Raw genomic sequence first — 15095 nt, 5'->3', positions numbered from 1 at the left:
GCGAATAGACATTTCATGAAAGCCGTGTTCACCGCGCCTCAATTGATGGGGGCTAACACGGCCCAGACTGCAAACCTATTCTGATTCGCGAGCGTTAACGCCATGGGCCTGTTCAAATCCGACCTTTACCGCAGCTTCGGCATCGGCTTCCTGATCGGCGCACTGATGGTCGGTGCAAGCCTTGCCCCCAGCCTGACGGCGGATATCGCCACCCCGGCCAAGGCCGCTGCGGTGGAGACGCAGGCTGAAGGCACCGCTGACACCCTCTGATGCGCATTCGCTTAGCCTTGCTTGCTGCTGCCGGCGCCCTGGCGCTCGGCGGGTGCCAGATCGCGTCTGCCGCCACCGAGAAAGTGGTCGAAGCGCCCGCAGCGACGGTCAAGGCTGAGGAGCCGGACAAGCTGCGCGTGGCGATCTTCGCTGGCGGCTGCTTCTGGGGCGTCGAAGGCGTATTTAGCCATGTAAAGGGCGTGAAAGCGGCGGTGTCAGGCTTTCACGGCGGCACGGCGGCCACGGCCAGCTACAACCAGATCGTGACCGGGCTGACCGATCATGCAGAGTCCGTGCGGATCGTCTATGACCCAACCGAAGTGCGCTATGACGAGCTGCTGCAGATCCTGTTCTCCGTCGTTGCCGACCCCACGCTGAAGAACCGCCAGGGCCCCGATGTCGGTGCGCATTATCGCAGCGCGATCGTGCCGATGAACAAGGAGCAGGCGCGCGTTGCCCGCGCCTATCTCAAGCAGCTTGGCGCATCGGGCCTGTGGGACAAGCCGATCGTGACGACGATCGAGCCCTACAAGGCTTTCTATGAAGCCGAAGACTATCACCAGGACTTCATGGCCCACAATCCGCGGCACGGTTACATCGTGCGGTGGGACAAGCCCAAGGTGGAGGCGCTAGCGCGGCTTTATCCCGAGCACTACCGCGCGAGCTTCCTGCGCGACCACCGCTAGGGCGAGCGGCGCCGCGGGGAGTAGCGCGCGCGGCCTTCCCATCCTATATGGCGGTCATGGCCAGTCATTCTCATGCCCATCACGAACATTCCGGCACCAGCCTGATCGATGCCGCCCGGACCTCGCTGACCGGGGCGGGTGAGCAGTGGACCGGCATGCGCGAAGCGGTGTTCGCCGAGCTGGCGCGGCACGATTGCCCGGTGTCGGCCTATGACATCGCGGACAATCTCTCACGCGAGCGTGGCCGCCGCGTGGCGCCGAACAGCGTCTACCGCATCCTCGACCTGTTCGTGTCGAACAACCTCGCCTTGCGGGTCGAAAGCGCCAATGCCTTCCTCGCCAATACCCATCCCGGCTGCGAGCACGACTGCATCTTCATGGTCTGCGACGAATGCGGGGAAGCGACCCATGTCGACGATGACGAGGTGTCGCAGCGGGTGCGCGGCCTGGCCCGCAACCGCGGCTTCGATGCGCGCCGCCCGATCATCGAAATTCGCGGCACCTGCGCCAGCTGCAAAGGTTGATCGCCGAGAGCGCCCCGCGTTCATCGACAGGCTTGTTTTTCGCGTGTAAGCCCCTGATTCATGAGTCACCCACCGCATACACCACTGCTCGACAAGGTCACCTATCCGGCCGATTTGCGGCAGCTAGAGAAATCCGAACTGCACCAGCTCGCTGACGAGTTGCGTGCGGAAATGATCGACGCCGTCGGCACGACTGGCGGGCACCTCGGCTCGGGCCTCGGTGTGGTCGAACTGACCGTGGCGATCCACTATGTCTTCAACACGCCCGAAGACCGGCTGGTGTGGGACGTGGGCCACCAGTGCTATCCGCACAAGATCATCACCGGTCGGCGTGACCGGATTCGCACCCTGCGCCAGGGTGGTGGCCTCAGCGGCTTCACCAAGCGCGCCGAAAGCGAATACGATCCCTTCGGCGCGGCGCACAGCTCGACCTCGATCAGCGCGGCGCTGGGCTTTGCGGTCGCCAACAAGCTGCAAGGCCAGCCCGGGCGCGGCATCGCCGTGATCGGCGACGGCGCGATGAGCGCCGGCATGGCCTATGAAGCGATGAACAATGCCGAACAGGCCGGCAATCGCCTGGTCGTGATCCTCAATGACAATGACATGTCGATCGCGCCGCCGGTGGGCGGCCTCTCGGCCTATCTCGCGCGGATGGTTTCCTCGAGCGAATATCTCGGCCTGCGCAACCTCGCCTCGCGCATTTCGAAGAAACTCAGCCGCCGCGTCCATCATGGGCTCGAGAAGGCAGAGGAATATGCCCGCGGCATGGTGACCGGCGGCACTTTGTTCGAAGAGCTGGGCTTCTATTACGTCGGCCCGATCGACGGGCACAATCTCGACCACCTTATCCCGGTGCTGGAGAATGTGCGCGACAGCGAACAGGGCCCGGTGCTGGTCCATGTCGTCACCACCAAGGGCAAGGGCTATGCCCCGGCTGAAAACAGCGCCGACAAGTATCACGGCGTTGCCAAGTTCGATGTGATCACCGGCGAACAGAAGAAAAGCGCGGGCGGACCGCCGGCCTATCAGAACGTGTTCGGCGATACGCTGGCCAAGCTCGCGGAAACCGATCCGCGCATTTGTGCGATCACGGCCGCCATGCCTTCGGGCACGGGGGTTGACCGTTTTGCCAAGGCGCATCCGGATCGCAGCTTCGATGTCGGCATTGCCGAACAGCACGGGGTGACCTTCGCCGCCGGGCTGGCCGCGCAAGGCATGCGGCCCTTCGCCGCGATTTACTCGACCTTTCTCCAGCGCGCCTATGACCAGGTCGTGCATGATGTCGCGATCCAGAACCTGCCGGTGCGTTTCGCGATCGACCGTGCCGGGCTGGTCGGTGCGGACGGCTGCACCCATGCCGGCGCGTTCGACATCACCTATCTCGCCACGCTGCCCAATATGGTGGTGATGGCCGCGGCGGATGAGGCCGAACTGGCCCATATGACCTATACCGCCGCCGAATATGACGCGGGGCCGATCGCCTTCCGCTATCCGCGCGGCAATGGCGTGGGCGTGGAAATGCCCGAAGTTCCGCAGTTGCTGGAGATTGGCAAGGGCCGCGTGGTCCGCGAAGGCAGCAAGGTCGCAATCCTGTCACTGGGTGCGCGGCTGGCCGAAGCGCTCAAGGCCGCCGACCAGCTCGATGCCAAGGGGCTGTCAACCACGGTGGCAGACCTGCGCTTTGCCAAGCCGCTCGACACCGATCTGATCGAGCGCCTGATGCGCACCCACGAAGTCGTGGTGACGGTGGAAGAAGGTGCGATCGGCGGGCTGGGCGCGCACGTGCTGACCTTCGCCAGCGACGAGGGCCTGACCGATGGCGGCCTCAAGGTGCGCACCATGCGCCTGCCCGATGTGTTCCAGGACCATGACGATCCCTACAAGCAGTATGACGAGGCGGGGCTCAACGCACCTCAAATCGTCGATACCGTGCTGAAGGCGCTGCGACACAATTCAGCGGGCGTGGAAGAGGCGCGGGCTTAGCGCGCCGTAACACTGCCGCCCGTCAACTGCCCTTCGCCTTCTCGATCGCCTGCTTCATTTGCGGACGGGCGCCTGCCCAAGCAAAGGCGTCACATTCCTCCGCATCCTTCACCTCCCATCTGGCGGGTCTGGCCTGGGACCAGCAGACTCGCTTGATCGCTGCTTTCACACGCTTTTCCATCGCGGCTTTGCCTTTGGGGGTTGTGAGGTCGAGGTCTGCGATACGCACAACCTGAGTCACCGGCTCGGTGCCTTCCGGGAGCGGCATCTTGCCAGTGATGACAATCTCCGGCTCCTGAGCGGTTGCCGGCAAGGCGAGCGCGAGCAGGCCGGCCACAGTAAGGATCGCCGTTGCGTGTTTATAGCTCTTCATGTCGTATACTCCTGTACTTGCGTCAAACGCGGATCGACGTTGGCCCAACCGCGTAGCCTCCGGTCGACGATGAACATCGACCGCAGCTGCCTTTGCTTCACCGCCTATTCCGGATCTTCCCTCGCCACCTGTGGGGTGACGAAGGAGCCGGAGGCTGGCATGGAAAGGATGAAAGGACCTGCCGATCATGTCATTGCTTCAGATCAAATTCGCCGGCCACGTCACCACGCTGACCATCAACCGGGCCGAGAGCATGAACCCGCTCGGCCAGGCGGGGGACGGCGACGCCTTCACCGCTGCCTGCGATGCAATCAACCGCGACCTCAATGTCCGCTGCGTGATCCTGACCGGCGCCGGGCGCGCGTTCAGCGCGGGCGGTGACATCAAGGCGATGAAGGCGCGTTCGGGCAGTTTCGGCGGCACTCCGCCGGGCATCTCGGACAGCTATCGCGACAATATCCACCGCATGCTGCGCGCGCTTTACGGCTTGCGCGTGCCGCTGATTTCGGCGGTCAATGGCCCCGCGATCGGGCTCGGCTGCGATGTCGCCTGCCTCGGCGATATCCGCATTGCCAGCGAGAGTGCGAAATTCGGCGTGACCTTCCTCAAGCTGGGCCTGATCCCCGGCGACGGCGGCACCTGGATCCTGCCACGCATCATTGGCGAGGCGCGCGCGGCCGAGCTGTTCTACACCGGCGACGTAATCGACGCGACAACCGCGCTCGACTGGGGCCTGGTCAGCCGGGTGGTGCCGCAGGAGGCGCTGATGGAGGAGGTTGAGGAGCTCGCGCGCAAGGTCGCCGCCATGCCGCCGCACGCGCTGCGCCACGCCAAGAACCTGATGCGGCAAGGGCGCGAGGTGAGTTACGACACCGCGCTGGAACTTGCGGCCAATGCCCAGGCGCTGATGCACCTTACCGATGACCATATGGAAGGCGTCGACGCGCTGATCGAAAAGCGCGCGCCCAGCTTCAAGGGCAGCTGACCCGGTTCAGGCTTCAGGCAGCGACTGCACCACTTCGCGGCTGATGTATTCGATCGCGGGCGGAGCGGGTGCGGCGACCGGCTCTGCGACCGGCTCCGCGATCGGCTCGACCGGCGCAGGTTCAACCGGCGCAACCGGCATTGGCGCCACAGGCTCCGGCCCCGCCATGATCGCTTCGATGCTGCAATCGCGCGGCGGCGGGCGGTTCTTGAGTGCGGCGATGTCCGCCTCGCGCTGGCACAGATAGCTCTCGCGCATCGCGTAATAGGGATCGTCGCTATTGTTGATCTGCGTGATCCGCTCGTCGAACTTGATCCGGTATTCGAGCGAATTCACCGTGAAGGCCGGGATCGCGTAATAGGGGGTGTTGAACGGCTTGCCGATGGCAAAGGGCAGGATCGACTGGTCGATCCCGGTGCCGATCAGGTCGCGCAGCGTGGTCGCGCCGACCAGCGGCACCACCAGGAACGGGCCAGGCCCCACACCGTAATAGCCCAGCGTATTGGCGAAACCGTTGCGGCGGTACGGCAGCTTGAACGGTTCCTTCTTGGCGACGTCGAACAGCCCGGCGACACCAACCGTAGTGTTGATGGCAAAGCGCCCCAGCGTTTCGATCGCCTTGCCGGGCTTCAATTGCAGCAGGAAGTTGAGCGCGTTGACCGGCTCCATCAGGTTCCGGAAGAAATTCCTCAGTCCCTTGCGCACCGGGCTGGGCAGGTCTTCCTCGTACACCTCGGCGATCGGAGCAACCACGGCCTGGTCCACCTTCTGCGTAAGCTCGAAGGTGGCCGCGTTGACGTTTTCCAGCGGGTCCTTGAGCGGCTGGCGATTTTCGGCGGTGACAACGATGACATTGGGATCGCCTGGCGCCGCGCTATCCTGCGCTTGCACCTCAGCCTCGGTTGGCGCGGCTTCGCCTGCTTCATCGACGGAAGGAGCCGGTTGGGCGGGCGGCGGCGCCTCTTCCTCCGGCTGCACGGCCGCGTCCTGCGCTGCCAACGCGGTAAGGGGCATTTGGGGGGTAATCGCCAGCGGTGACGCGGTAGCCACCATCGCCGCCGACGCGAGCGCAAATGTCATGTCCAACCTTTCTGCCCCGCGTGCCAGCCTGTGCATGTTGTTGGCGCAGAAGGCAAATAAAAGGTTACGCCGTCACCGAATAACATTCGCGCCGGTTGCAGTTGCGCCACGCGTCAATTCTCTTAACGCAGCGGGATTCCGGTTAGAACCAGCGCCAGACACCCGCCGGTATCCCGCCGAGCAGCAGGTGCGCCCAGCTTAGCCCGGCCCAAAGTGCAAGGCCCGCCACCCACGGAAACGCGCCCGCCGACGCGAGCTTGCTCCATCGCGGCCAATAGCTGGTCCTGCTTTCCCATTCGGCCCAGGCCTCGCCCATCAGCGCGCGCTTCTTGCGATCCTGCAAGTGCGCGCCGACCAGCGCCAGGAAGCCCATGGCGAGCGCGGTGATCACACCGCGCAGGTTCCACCACAGCACGATATGCGACAGCGCCCACATGCCGAACCCCCACATCATCGGGTGGCGGGTGACGCGGAATACGCCCTTCGGCTCGGCCCGCGCCTGCTTCTCCGCCGCCGGCGTTGGCATGGCAGGATTTCCGGCGAAGGATCCGGCGAACAGGACCAGCGCTGGCAAGGTTAGCAGTGTGGCGGCGATCCAGCCGATTTCGCCCGAGCCACCAAGGTCGGCCGAGGGCGCAGCGGTATAGGCCGCATAGACCCAATAGAATGTCGCGAAGCTGACCGCCGTATAGGCGAGGCTGAAGCCGCCCTCGCGCAGCAGCTTGACCATTGGCGCGCGCAAGGGATGCGACATGGCGAAATGCGACCCGACGAAGGCGACATTCGCCGCGACCAGTTCAACTATCGTATTGTCCATGCTTTATCCTCCCGCGAACGAGAAAGCATAGTAAGTTGCAATAAGCAACTAAATTCCGATATTGCTACCAGTCGTACGCCTTGGGCAGGTCGCTTTCATCGAGGTCGCGATAGCGATCGCGCAGGCGCGTCTGGTGGTTTTCAAGCGGTTGCTCGATCCCGTCGATAAATACCCGCATGGGAGCACTCGACAGTTCAAGCGGGTCGCCGTCCCAGATCACCACGTCCCCCACCGCGCCGGGCTTCAGCACTCCGATCTTGCCGCGCAGCCCGAGCGCCTCGGCCGGGCGTGAGCTGATCGTCGCCAGGGCCTCGCCCCAGCTCAGCCCGGTTGCCCCCGGCATGCGTGCCAGCGCCACCAGGTTTCCGGCATATTGCGTGTAGTGATGGGTGTTTTCCAGCGTTGCCGCGTTGATCGAAACCGTCACCCCTGCTGCGCGCATCCGCCCGATATTGCTCTGGGTCGAAGCGATCTGCTCAAAGCGTTCGGGCAGGTCCTGCAAGCTCTCGGCGATAACCGGGATGCCGGATTTGGCGATCTCGCCCGCCACCAGCCAGCCTTCGGTGGCCCCTACCAGAACGAGGTCAAGCCGCGGGAACTCCTGCTTCAGCGCGAGCACAGCGCGGATGTCCGATGCACGGTGTGCCTCGATGAAGAACTGCTGCGCACCGGAAATGACCGGGCCCAGCGCTTCCGCATCGGCGCGGGTCAGGAGATTGTCCTCGCCGCTCCATTTGCCGGCTGCGAAATCGCGCGCTTCGCGCAGCGCGTTGCGCAATTCGGCATGGCTTGCCTTGCGGCTTCCGCCAGCGATCCGCGCCCCGCTTTCGGACAGGGTGACCATCTGGAACGCGCGCGCCTTCATCACCGGTTGCGGGTCTGCGCCCAGATCGATCACCGCGCCTTGCCCGGCGAAGATCGAATTGCTTGCTCCCGGGGTCACGACCGCCCGCGTGATCCCGTTGGCGCGCGCGACTTTCAGGTGCTGCGCTGCCGGATTGAGCGCGGGCACCACATCCAGCGCGGCGTTGAAACGGGCCGTACGGGCGCTGATGTCGTTGCTTTCCTGCACGCCATCGACATCGGCGAGCCCGAGGCTGGTCACTGCGGCGACCAGGCCGGGCGTCACCCAGCTGCCACTGCCGTCGATCACCGGTAGCGCTGGATCGGGCCGCACTTCGGTTCCGACCGCGGCGATCTTCCCGCCGCGCACGATCACCGTCGCGCCTTCGATCGGGGCGCTGCCGTCGCCCTTGGCAACGGTGGCATTGGTGATGGCGAAATCCTGCGCCATGGCGGGCGCGGCAAAGGCGAGAGCAGCAGCGGCTGCGAACAGCGAAGCGCGGATCATTTCACGTCTCCTTCGCCCTGCTGGCCCAGTTCGAAATCGCTCACCGGCCGCCGTTTCGGATCACTCGCATCGAACAGCAGTGCGCCGTCGACCCAGACCTTCTCCGGCCGTGAATAAACGCTCAGCGGATCGCCGTTCCACAGAACCACATCGCCCATCTTGCCCGGCTCAAGGCTGCCGGTCATCGCATCGATCCCCATCGCCTTGGCGGCATTCAGGGTGAACCAGCCGACCACCACGCCATCGGGAATGTCGATCCCGATGCGCTTGCCTGCGGCCTGCGCCTTCGCGGCCTCCTGGTTCAGCCGCTGGATGCCCTGGTCGCTGTCCGAATGGATGACGACGCATGCCCCCGCCTGCTGCAGCAGCGCGGCGTTTTCGGGGATGCCGTCATAGCTTTCCATCTTGAAGCCGTACCAATCGGCCCAGATCGCGCTGCACACGCCGTTTTCGCGCAGCAGGTCGCCGATCTTGTAGCTTTCGACCGCATGGTGGAAGGTGCTGACGCGGTATCCCATCTCCTTCGCCATATCCATCACCAGCGCCATCTCGTCCGCGCGATAGCAATGGTTGTGGACCAGGATTTCACCCTCCAGCACCCCGACGAGCGTCTCATTGGCGAGGTTGCGCTTGCGATCCTTGTCCGCGGCATAGGCCTTGGCGTCGAGCCAGGTCTGGCGGTTGACCGCGAAATTACCCATCCGGGTGGAGGGCATGCGGCCCTTGCCGCCATAAACGCGCTTGGGATTCTCGCCGCAGGCCATCTTGAAGCCATAGGGCGCGCCGGGGAACTTCATCCCCTGCACGGTGCGCGCAGGCACGTTCTTGAGCGTGACCGTGCGCCCTCCCATCAGATTGGCCGATCCGGGCAGGATCTGCAGCGCGGTGACCCCGCCATTCGCCAGCGCGCGGGTGAAGCCCGGATCCTGCGGCCAGACCGAATGTTCGGCCCAAACCTCGGGCGTGGTCGGATCGGTCGCCTCATTGCCATCCGAATGCGCATCGACCGATGGCGAGGGATAGTCGCCCAAATGGCTGTGAATGTCGATCACGCCGGGGGTCACGAACTTTCCGCGGGCGTCGATCACGGTGTAGCCAATGGTGTCGAGACCCGATCCGACCGCTTCGACCTTGCCGTCGCGCAGCAGCACGGTGGAATTGTCGAACTGCCGCCCGGTGCCGTCGAACACTGTTGCCCCAACCAGCGCGGTCGGCGCGCCGGGATAGGCGCGATAGGTACTGGGAAAGGGGTTCTTGTTGAAGTCGGCCTTGCTCGGCGGGGTGCCAGAGGGGCTCTTGGCGCCGGCATTGGCTCCACCGGTTGTGCTGCAGGCGGCGAGCGCCAACGCCCCGCCAAGCCCTGCGAGCGCGCGTATCACGCGTGACATTGTTGCTTCCCTTTCAGTTGCGACCAAACCTACGGAGCCCGCAGCGCGGGCCCCGCATTCAAATACCAATCAGGATGTGGGGCGCGACGCCGGGTGGACGCCGCCTTCCTGCGCTTCCAGCCCTGCTGCCGCAGCGCCTTCCAGTTCGTCGTCCTTAAGCGTGTCGAGATGCATCAGCCGCTTGATCAGCGGGCTGATGACAATCACCGCTACGCCTACGCCAACCGTGATCCAGCCGATCTGGCTATAGACCGCGAGCACGGTTTCCTTGGCCGCGCCTTCGCCCGATGCGGCCTCCGAACCGGTGGCCGCAGCGATCAGGCCCGCCACGAAATTGCCCGTCGCCGAAGCGAAGAACCAAGTGCCCATGATCAGCGAGGCCATATGCGCGGGCGCCAGCCGGTTCATCGCCGACAGGCCTACCGGTGATAGGCACAGCTCGCCGGTGGTGTGCAGCAGGTAGATCAGGAAGATGAAGATGACCGGAGTCATGTTTTGCATACCGACTGCATTCGCGCCGAAGACCAGCACCAGGAAGCCCGCGCCGAGCTGGATCAATGCGAGGCCGAACTTGGCCGGGGTCGAGGGCTCCAGGCCTTTCTTGCCGAGCCAGGTCCACAGGCCAGCGAACAGCGGCGCCAGCATGATGATGTAGATCGGGTTGATCGACTGGAAGATCGAAGCGGAAACGCCTGCGCGGTCGACATAACGATCCGTGAACAGGTTGAGGCTGGATCCGGCCTGTTCGAACAGTGCCCAGAACAGGATCGACCCGATGATCAGGAACATCGCGGCAAAGATGCGGTCGCGGTCATGCCCGCCGATCTTGATTGCTTGCCAGATGACATAAGCAACCAGCAACCCGCCAAACACGCCGAGAATGCCGCCCACGATCGCCTGGTTCTGCACCAGCCACCAGGTCACAGCCACAGCTGCGAACCCAACGATGTAAAGGAACCACTCGAACTTCATGCCCATATAGGGCGCTTCGAGTTTCTCCGGCACGGTGCTTTCGCCTTTGCCCAGCAGCAGCGGCTTGAACACGATGAACACGACGAGGCCCAGCAGCATGCCGATGCCCGCTGCGCCGAAGCCATAGGCCCAGCCATAGGTCTGGCCGAGGTAGCCGGCGATGATCGTGCCGACCGCCGCGCCCACGTTAATGCCCATGTAGAAGATGGTGTAGGCACCATCGCGGCGGATGTCCGTGCGCGGATAGAGCTGCCCAACGATCACCGAGATATTGGCCTTGAGGAAGCCTGAGCCGACGATGATGAAGGCCAGCGCCGCCCAGAACACATTGATCATCGGGTTGGCTTCGTGCCCGACCGCCGTCTCGCCCTCGAACGCCATCAGGAAGTGACCGATGGTGAGCAATACGGCGCCGAAGAGTACCGCCTTGCGCTGACCGAGATACTTGTCTGCCAGATAACCACCCAGCACCGGCGCGATGTAGACCAGCGCGGTGTACGCGCCGTAGATCACGCTCGCCTTCTCGTCGTTATAGAGCCAGTGCTGAGTCAGGTAGAAAATCAGCAGCGCGCGCATGCCGTAATAGGAAAAACGCTCCCACATCTCGGCAAAGAACAGCACGAACAAACCCTTGGGATGTCCGGCGAATTCGGCTTTTGACGATGTGACAATGGTCGCGCCGCCAATCAGCAGCAGCACGAGGAATGACGCCGCCACGGCGACGATGATTTCTTCAAGCGACACGAAGGTCCTCCCCAAACTTCCCTGAGCGCAGCCGCAGCCGCGCAAATATGACGCGCACCCTAGCGGCTCGCTCGCAAGTGTGAAGCTTTAGTTTCAGCGGAAACCGGCCTCTTCCAAGCCGTTCGTCGAAAAGTCGGGAACTTGACGCGCATGGCTGTATTATGGCACTGAAGCACCGAATGCGAGGAATGCCATGAGCCAAAGCCGCCCTGTCTATCTCAAGCTGCGTGACCAGATCGCCGCCGCCATAATCGAAGGCCGCTATCGCGAGGGCGACATGCTTCCTTCGGTGCGTGCGCTGGCAGCGGAAGAAGGGGCCAATCCGCTCACCGTTGCCAAGGCCTACCAGCAATTCCAGAACGATGGCCTGGTCGAGGTGCAACGCGGGGTCGGCATGTATGTGGTGAAGGGCGCCGCCGAAAAGCTGCGCAGCCGCGAACGCGAGCGCTTCCTGGCTGAGGAGTGGCCCGAAATCCGTGCGCGGGTCGATCGGCTGGGCCTGAAACTGGCGGACCTTGCCGAACAGGCCTGATCCGCTGCCGGACTGTTCCAGCACGCGACAATTCCTACAAAAATTTGCGCGCCGCGCTTGCAGGAAACGCACCACTCTGTCACGATAGCCTTGGAATTGAGGCGTTTTCGGGTCGCAGCGGCGCTCAAGTCCATTTGGGGTACGTCCAGCCTGTCCTGACGGGCCGGGGCGTGCTGCTGGGAGGCGCGAATGATAAGATCAGAATTGCTCCAGGCGCTCCATCGGGACAATCCCGAGCTGCGGGCCGAAGAGGTCGAACAGGTCGTCGACATTTTCTTTGACGAAATCGCCGAGAGGCTGGCCGAAGGCGGGCGCGTTGAATTGCGTGGCTTTGGCGCTTTCTCTACCCGTGAGCGCGAAGGCCGCACCGGCCGCAATCCGCGCACTGGCGAGACGGTTGATGTTCCGGCCAAGCGCGTGCCCTATTTCAAGCCCGGCAAGGAAATGCGCAAGCGCATCAACTAGCGCTTCATTGCCAGCGCTGCATTCCCGCGTTGCGATGGCACGCCGCCACAGCTAACACCCGCTCCGGCTTTGGCAGCCAGCGGGTGTGGCGGAATGGTAGACGCCGGGGACTTAAAATCCCCTGACCTTTGGTCGTCCGGGTTCGAGTCCCGGCACCCGCACCAAATCCAGCGAATTAGCTTCGTTTTAACCCGTAGTGGGGCATCGAGTACCTTGTAACCATGGTCGCCCTATGACTTGCAGGGCGGCCAGGGGCGGTCGTGGGCACAAGGGTTTGGCGCGATGGATTCAGCGGCGTTCATGCCGATCGGTGAACCGGATACGGTGGCGACGCCCGATTTGCGGCGCGCGCACCGCTATTCGCTGCTCATCCGCCCCGCAAAACTCGTCTGCTCCGAAGGCGAATTCGTGTGTGTCTTGCGCGACGTTTCGGCCAACGGGGTCAGCGCCCGGCTGTTTCACCGCCTGCCTGCGGTCAGGGAATTCACGCTAGAGTTGCAGGATGGCCAGGCATACCAGGTGGAACGGGTGTGGGAGCGCGACCGCGAGGCCGGGTTCAAGTTCACCGGCGAAATCGATCTGCCCCGGCTGATCGGTGAGATGGGGGCACATCGCAAACGCGGGCTGCGCCTGTCGCTGAATTTCCCGATTACGGTCACCACCGGGACGATGCGCACCATGGCCACGGTCGAGAACATCTCGCAGCAGGGGGCCCGGTTCGAATGTGACGAACGGCTGGCGATCGACCAGAGCCTCAGGATCGAAGGGCGGCGGCTGCGGGAAACGCGTGCGAAAGTGCGCTGGCGGCGGGGCAATCATTATGGCGTGGTGTTCGACGACACCTTTTCGCTGGCGGACTTTGCCCTGGTAATGGTGCGCTTGCAGGCGCCCAACCTGCTTGTCTGACGCAACCGGACCGGGAGGTCAGGCCGGGCGGAAATCCAGTGCCAACCCGTTGATGCAGTGCCGCTGCCCGGTCGGCTTGGGCCCGTCGCTGAAGATGTGACCCAGATGCCCGCCGCAATCGGCGCAGTGCACTTCGGTGCGCGGATAGCCGATCTTGTAATCGGTCGAAGTGCCCACCGCGCCCTTGTCGATCGCCGCCCAAAAGCTGGGCCAGCCGGTCTTGCTGTCATATTTCGTGCGCGAGGAATAAAGTTCGTTGCCGCAGCCGGCGCAGACGAAGGTTCCGCTACGCTTTTCGCTATTGAGCGGCGAGCTGTAGGGCCGCTCGGTCCCCGCTTCGCGCAGGATCCGGTACTCGTCCTTGGTCAGCCGTTTGCGCCACTCGGCTTCGCTCAGGCTGATCGGGAAGCTCCTGGCCTCGGCCGGAGACGATCCGCAGGCGGCCAGCACAGGGATAGCTGCGCCGGCACTGAGCCCCACCAGGAGCTGCCGTCGACTGGCAATAGGGCCGTTCATCGGATTTCGTCTCTCTGCTTCGTAAGCCACATGACTATATACGGACGAGCGGCAGCAAAGGTTTCATCACATCAGAATTCGGTGATTTCGACCTCGAGCTTGCGGAAGCCGTGGACGAAGTTCGCCCGCACCCGCTCCACGTCGCCCGCGACATGCACGCGCATCCGGCGTTTATGCAGCTCTTCGAGCAGAACCCGCAGCTGCAGTTCGGCCAGGCGCGCGCCCACGCAGCGATGGATGCCATAGCCGAAAGCGATATGGCGACGGGCATTCTCGCGCGTGATGTCGAGCTTGTCGGGGTTGTCGAACACTTCTTCGTCGCGATTGGCAGAAAGATACCACAGGACGACCTTGTCGCCCTTCTTGATCTGCTGACCGAAAACTTCGGTATCTTCGGTGCAGGTCCGGCGCATATGCGCCAGCGGCGTCTGCATCCGCAGGATTTCCTGCACCGCATTGGGGATCAGCTCAGGCTGGTGCTCGAACAGCTTGCGCTGGTCGGGGTTCTTGTCGAGCTGGTAGATAATCCCGCTCATGGAATTGCGCGTGGTGTCGTTGCCGCCCACGATCAGCAGCACCAGATTGCCCATGAATTCCTGCGGGCTCATCTGGTTCATGGCATCGGAATGGATCATCATCGAAATGAGATCGTCGCCCGGTTCCTTGTCATGCGTGCGCTCGATCCACAGCGATTGGAAATAGGCCAGCATCTCCTGCAGGATACCCCAACGCAGCTCGTCAAGCTCGCGCACGGTGGCGAGTTCGGTGTCGCCCGACCAGTCAGACCAGAAGGTCAGCAGGCGGCGGTCTTCCCAGGGAAAGCCGAACAGGATTGCCAGCATGCCGGTGGTGAGCTCGATCGAAACCCGGTCAACCCAGTCGAATACTTCGCCGCGCGGCAGGGTATCGAGCAGTTCGCCAGTGCGCTGGCGGATTTCGCCTTCCATCTCGGCCATGCCGCTGGGGGTGAACTTGGGCGCCACCGTGCGGCGCTGGCCGGTGTGCTGCGGCCGGTCCATCGCGATGAACATCGGAAGCTCGCGCCGCTCCATCCCGCGCTCGGCCAGCTGTTCCTCGGTCAGGCGTTCCAAGATGGTGATCCCGCCATATTCCCAGCTTGACGAGAATGTCTCTGGCAGGGCTTCGATATGCTGGATCGCCTTGTGGCTCACCACCGCCCAATAGGGGCCGAACGGGCTTTCCGGAATGTAATGCAGCGGGCCTGCTGCGCGCATTTCCCTGAAGATCGGGTGCCAGGTGTTCTCGTAATAGATGTCGCTGCGGCTAACGTCCCACTTGTGCGTATGGACCAGGCGGTCGTCGGGATGGGTCTTGAGATGCTCGCGCAGCGCCTCATAGGCAGTAGGCGACCTGCGGACCTGCGGACGTTCCGGGGCGATCGAAGCCATCATTCTCTCCACTTCGTGCGACTCTGGGTGGCCGCTTCCAAACTGTTTGCGCCATCCTGCCCCTATTTACAGCCTTGTCAATAGTGGGTTGCGA

General features: G+C 63.5%; 16 protein-coding genes and 1 tRNA gene. 9 read left to right on the top strand and 8 right to left on the bottom strand.

What is annotated here, in order from left to right:
- Positions 1-102 precede the first annotated feature (102 nt).
- The 4 genes from G6N82_RS08205 to dxs are packed head-to-tail and all read left to right on the top strand — an operon-like array spanning position 103 to position 3463.
- On the top strand, positions 103-270 hold the full coding sequence (locus tag G6N82_RS08205) for a hypothetical protein (protein WP_165195476.1): 168 nt from the start codon (positions 103-105) through the stop codon (positions 268-270).
- Positions 270-956: a peptide-methionine (S)-S-oxide reductase MsrA gene (gene msrA / locus G6N82_RS08200; RefSeq protein WP_165195474.1), complete on the top strand. Its 687-nt coding sequence runs from the start codon at positions 270-272 to the stop codon at positions 954-956. The genes G6N82_RS08205 and msrA overlap by 1 nt, the downstream gene beginning before the upstream one ends.
- 56 nt (positions 957-1012) lie before the next feature.
- Complete coding sequence (locus tag G6N82_RS08195) at positions 1013-1480, top strand: transcriptional repressor (protein ID WP_165195472.1); 468 nt, start codon at positions 1013-1015, stop codon at positions 1478-1480.
- 60 nt (positions 1481-1540) lie between these two features.
- Positions 1541-3463: a 1-deoxy-D-xylulose-5-phosphate synthase gene (dxs, locus tag G6N82_RS08190; protein ID WP_165195470.1), complete on the top strand. Its 1923-nt coding sequence runs from the start codon at positions 1541-1543 to the stop codon at positions 3461-3463.
- 22 nt (positions 3464-3485) lie between these two features.
- Here the strand turns inward: dxs and G6N82_RS08185 are convergent, their stop codons facing one another.
- A complete protein-coding gene (locus G6N82_RS08185) occupies positions 3486-3836 on the bottom strand; it encodes a UrcA family protein (RefSeq protein ID WP_165195468.1) in 351 nt (116 codons plus the stop codon).
- Positions 3837-4023: 187 nt separating this feature from the next.
- Here G6N82_RS08185 and G6N82_RS08180 point away from each other — a divergent pair, with 187 nt between their 5' ends.
- On the top strand, positions 4024-4821 hold the full coding sequence (locus G6N82_RS08180; RefSeq protein ID WP_165195466.1) for a crotonase/enoyl-CoA hydratase family protein: 798 nt from the start codon (positions 4024-4026) through the stop codon (positions 4819-4821).
- A 6-nt stretch (positions 4822-4827) separates the two neighbouring features.
- On the opposite strand, the gene G6N82_RS08175 is transcribed toward G6N82_RS08180, so the two are convergent.
- The 5 genes from G6N82_RS08175 to G6N82_RS08155 form a co-directional block, all read right to left on the bottom strand.
- Positions 4828-5901 (bottom strand): VacJ family lipoprotein, encoded by a 1074-nt coding sequence (locus G6N82_RS08175; protein WP_241255039.1) that lies wholly within the window; start codon positions 5899-5901, stop codon positions 4828-4830.
- A gap of 142 nt (positions 5902-6043) precedes the next feature.
- Positions 6044-6718: an NnrU family protein gene (locus G6N82_RS08170; protein WP_165195464.1), complete on the bottom strand. Its 675-nt coding sequence runs from the start codon at positions 6716-6718 to the stop codon at positions 6044-6046.
- Positions 6719-6782: 64 nt separating this feature from the next.
- Positions 6783-8069 carry an amidohydrolase family protein gene (locus tag G6N82_RS08165; RefSeq protein WP_165195462.1) on the bottom strand — a complete coding sequence of 429 codons (1287 nt, stop codon included), beginning with the start codon at positions 8067-8069 and terminating at the stop codon, positions 6783-6785.
- Positions 8066-9457 carry an amidohydrolase gene (locus tag G6N82_RS08160; RefSeq protein WP_165195460.1) on the bottom strand — a complete coding sequence of 464 codons (1392 nt, stop codon included), beginning with the start codon at positions 9455-9457 and terminating at the stop codon, positions 8066-8068. Before G6N82_RS08160 ends, G6N82_RS08165 begins: the two co-directional genes overlap by 4 nt.
- Positions 9458-9526: 69 nt before the next feature.
- Positions 9527-11128 (bottom strand): peptide MFS transporter, encoded by a 1602-nt coding sequence (locus G6N82_RS08155; RefSeq protein WP_241255253.1) that lies wholly within the window; start codon positions 11126-11128, stop codon positions 9527-9529.
- 238 nt (positions 11129-11366) lie between these two features.
- Here G6N82_RS08155 and G6N82_RS08150 point away from each other — a divergent pair, with 238 nt between their 5' ends.
- The 4 genes from G6N82_RS08150 (at position 11367) to G6N82_RS08135 (ending at position 13076) form a co-directional block, all read left to right on the top strand.
- Positions 11367-11705, top strand: a complete 339-nt coding sequence (locus G6N82_RS08150) for a GntR family transcriptional regulator (RefSeq protein ID WP_165195458.1) — start codon at positions 11367-11369, stop codon at positions 11703-11705.
- A 189-nt stretch (positions 11706-11894) separates the two neighbouring features.
- Complete coding sequence (locus tag G6N82_RS08145) at positions 11895-12170, top strand: integration host factor subunit beta (protein ID WP_165195456.1); 276 nt, start codon at positions 11895-11897, stop codon at positions 12168-12170.
- Between the two features lie 79 nt (positions 12171-12249).
- A tRNA-Leu gene (locus G6N82_RS08140) sits at positions 12250-12334 on the top strand.
- 118 nt (positions 12335-12452) lie between these two features.
- On the top strand, positions 12453-13076 hold the full coding sequence (locus tag G6N82_RS08135; RefSeq protein WP_165195454.1) for a PilZ domain-containing protein: 624 nt from the start codon (positions 12453-12455) through the stop codon (positions 13074-13076).
- Between the two features lie 18 nt (positions 13077-13094).
- On the opposite strand, the gene msrB is transcribed toward G6N82_RS08135, so the two are convergent.
- Both msrB and G6N82_RS08125 read right to left on the bottom strand, forming a co-directional pair.
- Positions 13095-13592, bottom strand: a complete 498-nt coding sequence (msrB, locus tag G6N82_RS08130; protein WP_165195452.1) for a peptide-methionine (R)-S-oxide reductase MsrB — start codon at positions 13590-13592, stop codon at positions 13095-13097.
- Positions 13593-13663: 71 nt separating this feature from the next.
- Positions 13664-15001 (bottom strand): cytochrome P450, encoded by a 1338-nt coding sequence (locus G6N82_RS08125; RefSeq protein ID WP_165195450.1) that lies wholly within the window; start codon positions 14999-15001, stop codon positions 13664-13666.
- Positions 15002-15095 lie beyond the last annotated feature (94 nt).

Origin of the sequence: Altererythrobacter sp. BO-6 (assembly GCF_011047315.1) — a bacterium.
In the GTDB taxonomy this organism is placed as follows: Bacteria; Pseudomonadota; Alphaproteobacteria; order Sphingomonadales; family Sphingomonadaceae; genus Erythrobacter.
Note: the sequence above shows the minus strand (reverse complement) of the source record. Positions and strands in the feature narration are given on the sequence as shown.

Coding starts and splice junctions, on each gene's coding strand:
- G6N82_RS08195 (WP_165195472.1), top strand. CDS start 1,013: ATGGCCAGTCATTCTCATGCCCATCACGAACATTCCGGCACCAGCCTG.
- G6N82_RS08150 (WP_165195458.1), top strand. CDS start 11,367: ATGAGCCAAAGCCGCCCTGTCTATCTCAAGCTGCGTGACCAGATCGCC.
- msrB (WP_165195452.1), bottom strand. CDS start 13,592: ATGAACGGCCCTATTGCCAGTCGACGGCAGCTCCTGGTGGGGCTCAGT.
- G6N82_RS08135 (WP_165195454.1), top strand. CDS start 12,453: ATGGATTCAGCGGCGTTCATGCCGATCGGTGAACCGGATACGGTGGCG.
- G6N82_RS08205 (WP_165195476.1), top strand. CDS start 103: ATGGGCCTGTTCAAATCCGACCTTTACCGCAGCTTCGGCATCGGCTTC.
- G6N82_RS08165 (WP_165195462.1), bottom strand. CDS start 8,069: ATGATCCGCGCTTCGCTGTTCGCAGCCGCTGCTGCTCTCGCCTTTGCC.
- G6N82_RS08145 (WP_165195456.1), top strand. CDS start 11,895: ATGATAAGATCAGAATTGCTCCAGGCGCTCCATCGGGACAATCCCGAG.
- G6N82_RS08185 (WP_165195468.1), bottom strand. CDS start 3,836: ATGAAGAGCTATAAACACGCAACGGCGATCCTTACTGTGGCCGGCCTG.
- G6N82_RS08170 (WP_165195464.1), bottom strand. CDS start 6,718: ATGGACAATACGATAGTTGAACTGGTCGCGGCGAATGTCGCCTTCGTC.
- G6N82_RS08160 (WP_165195460.1), bottom strand. CDS start 9,457: ATGTCACGCGTGATACGCGCGCTCGCAGGGCTTGGCGGGGCGTTGGCG.
- G6N82_RS08125 (WP_165195450.1), bottom strand. CDS start 15,001: ATGGCTTCGATCGCCCCGGAACGTCCGCAGGTCCGCAGGTCGCCTACT.
- G6N82_RS08180 (WP_165195466.1), top strand. CDS start 4,024: ATGTCATTGCTTCAGATCAAATTCGCCGGCCACGTCACCACGCTGACC.
- dxs (WP_165195470.1), top strand. CDS start 1,541: ATGAGTCACCCACCGCATACACCACTGCTCGACAAGGTCACCTATCCG.
- G6N82_RS08175 (WP_241255039.1), bottom strand. CDS start 5,901: ATGACATTTGCGCTCGCGTCGGCGGCGATGGTGGCTACCGCGTCACCG.
- msrA (WP_165195474.1), top strand. CDS start 270: ATGCGCATTCGCTTAGCCTTGCTTGCTGCTGCCGGCGCCCTGGCGCTC.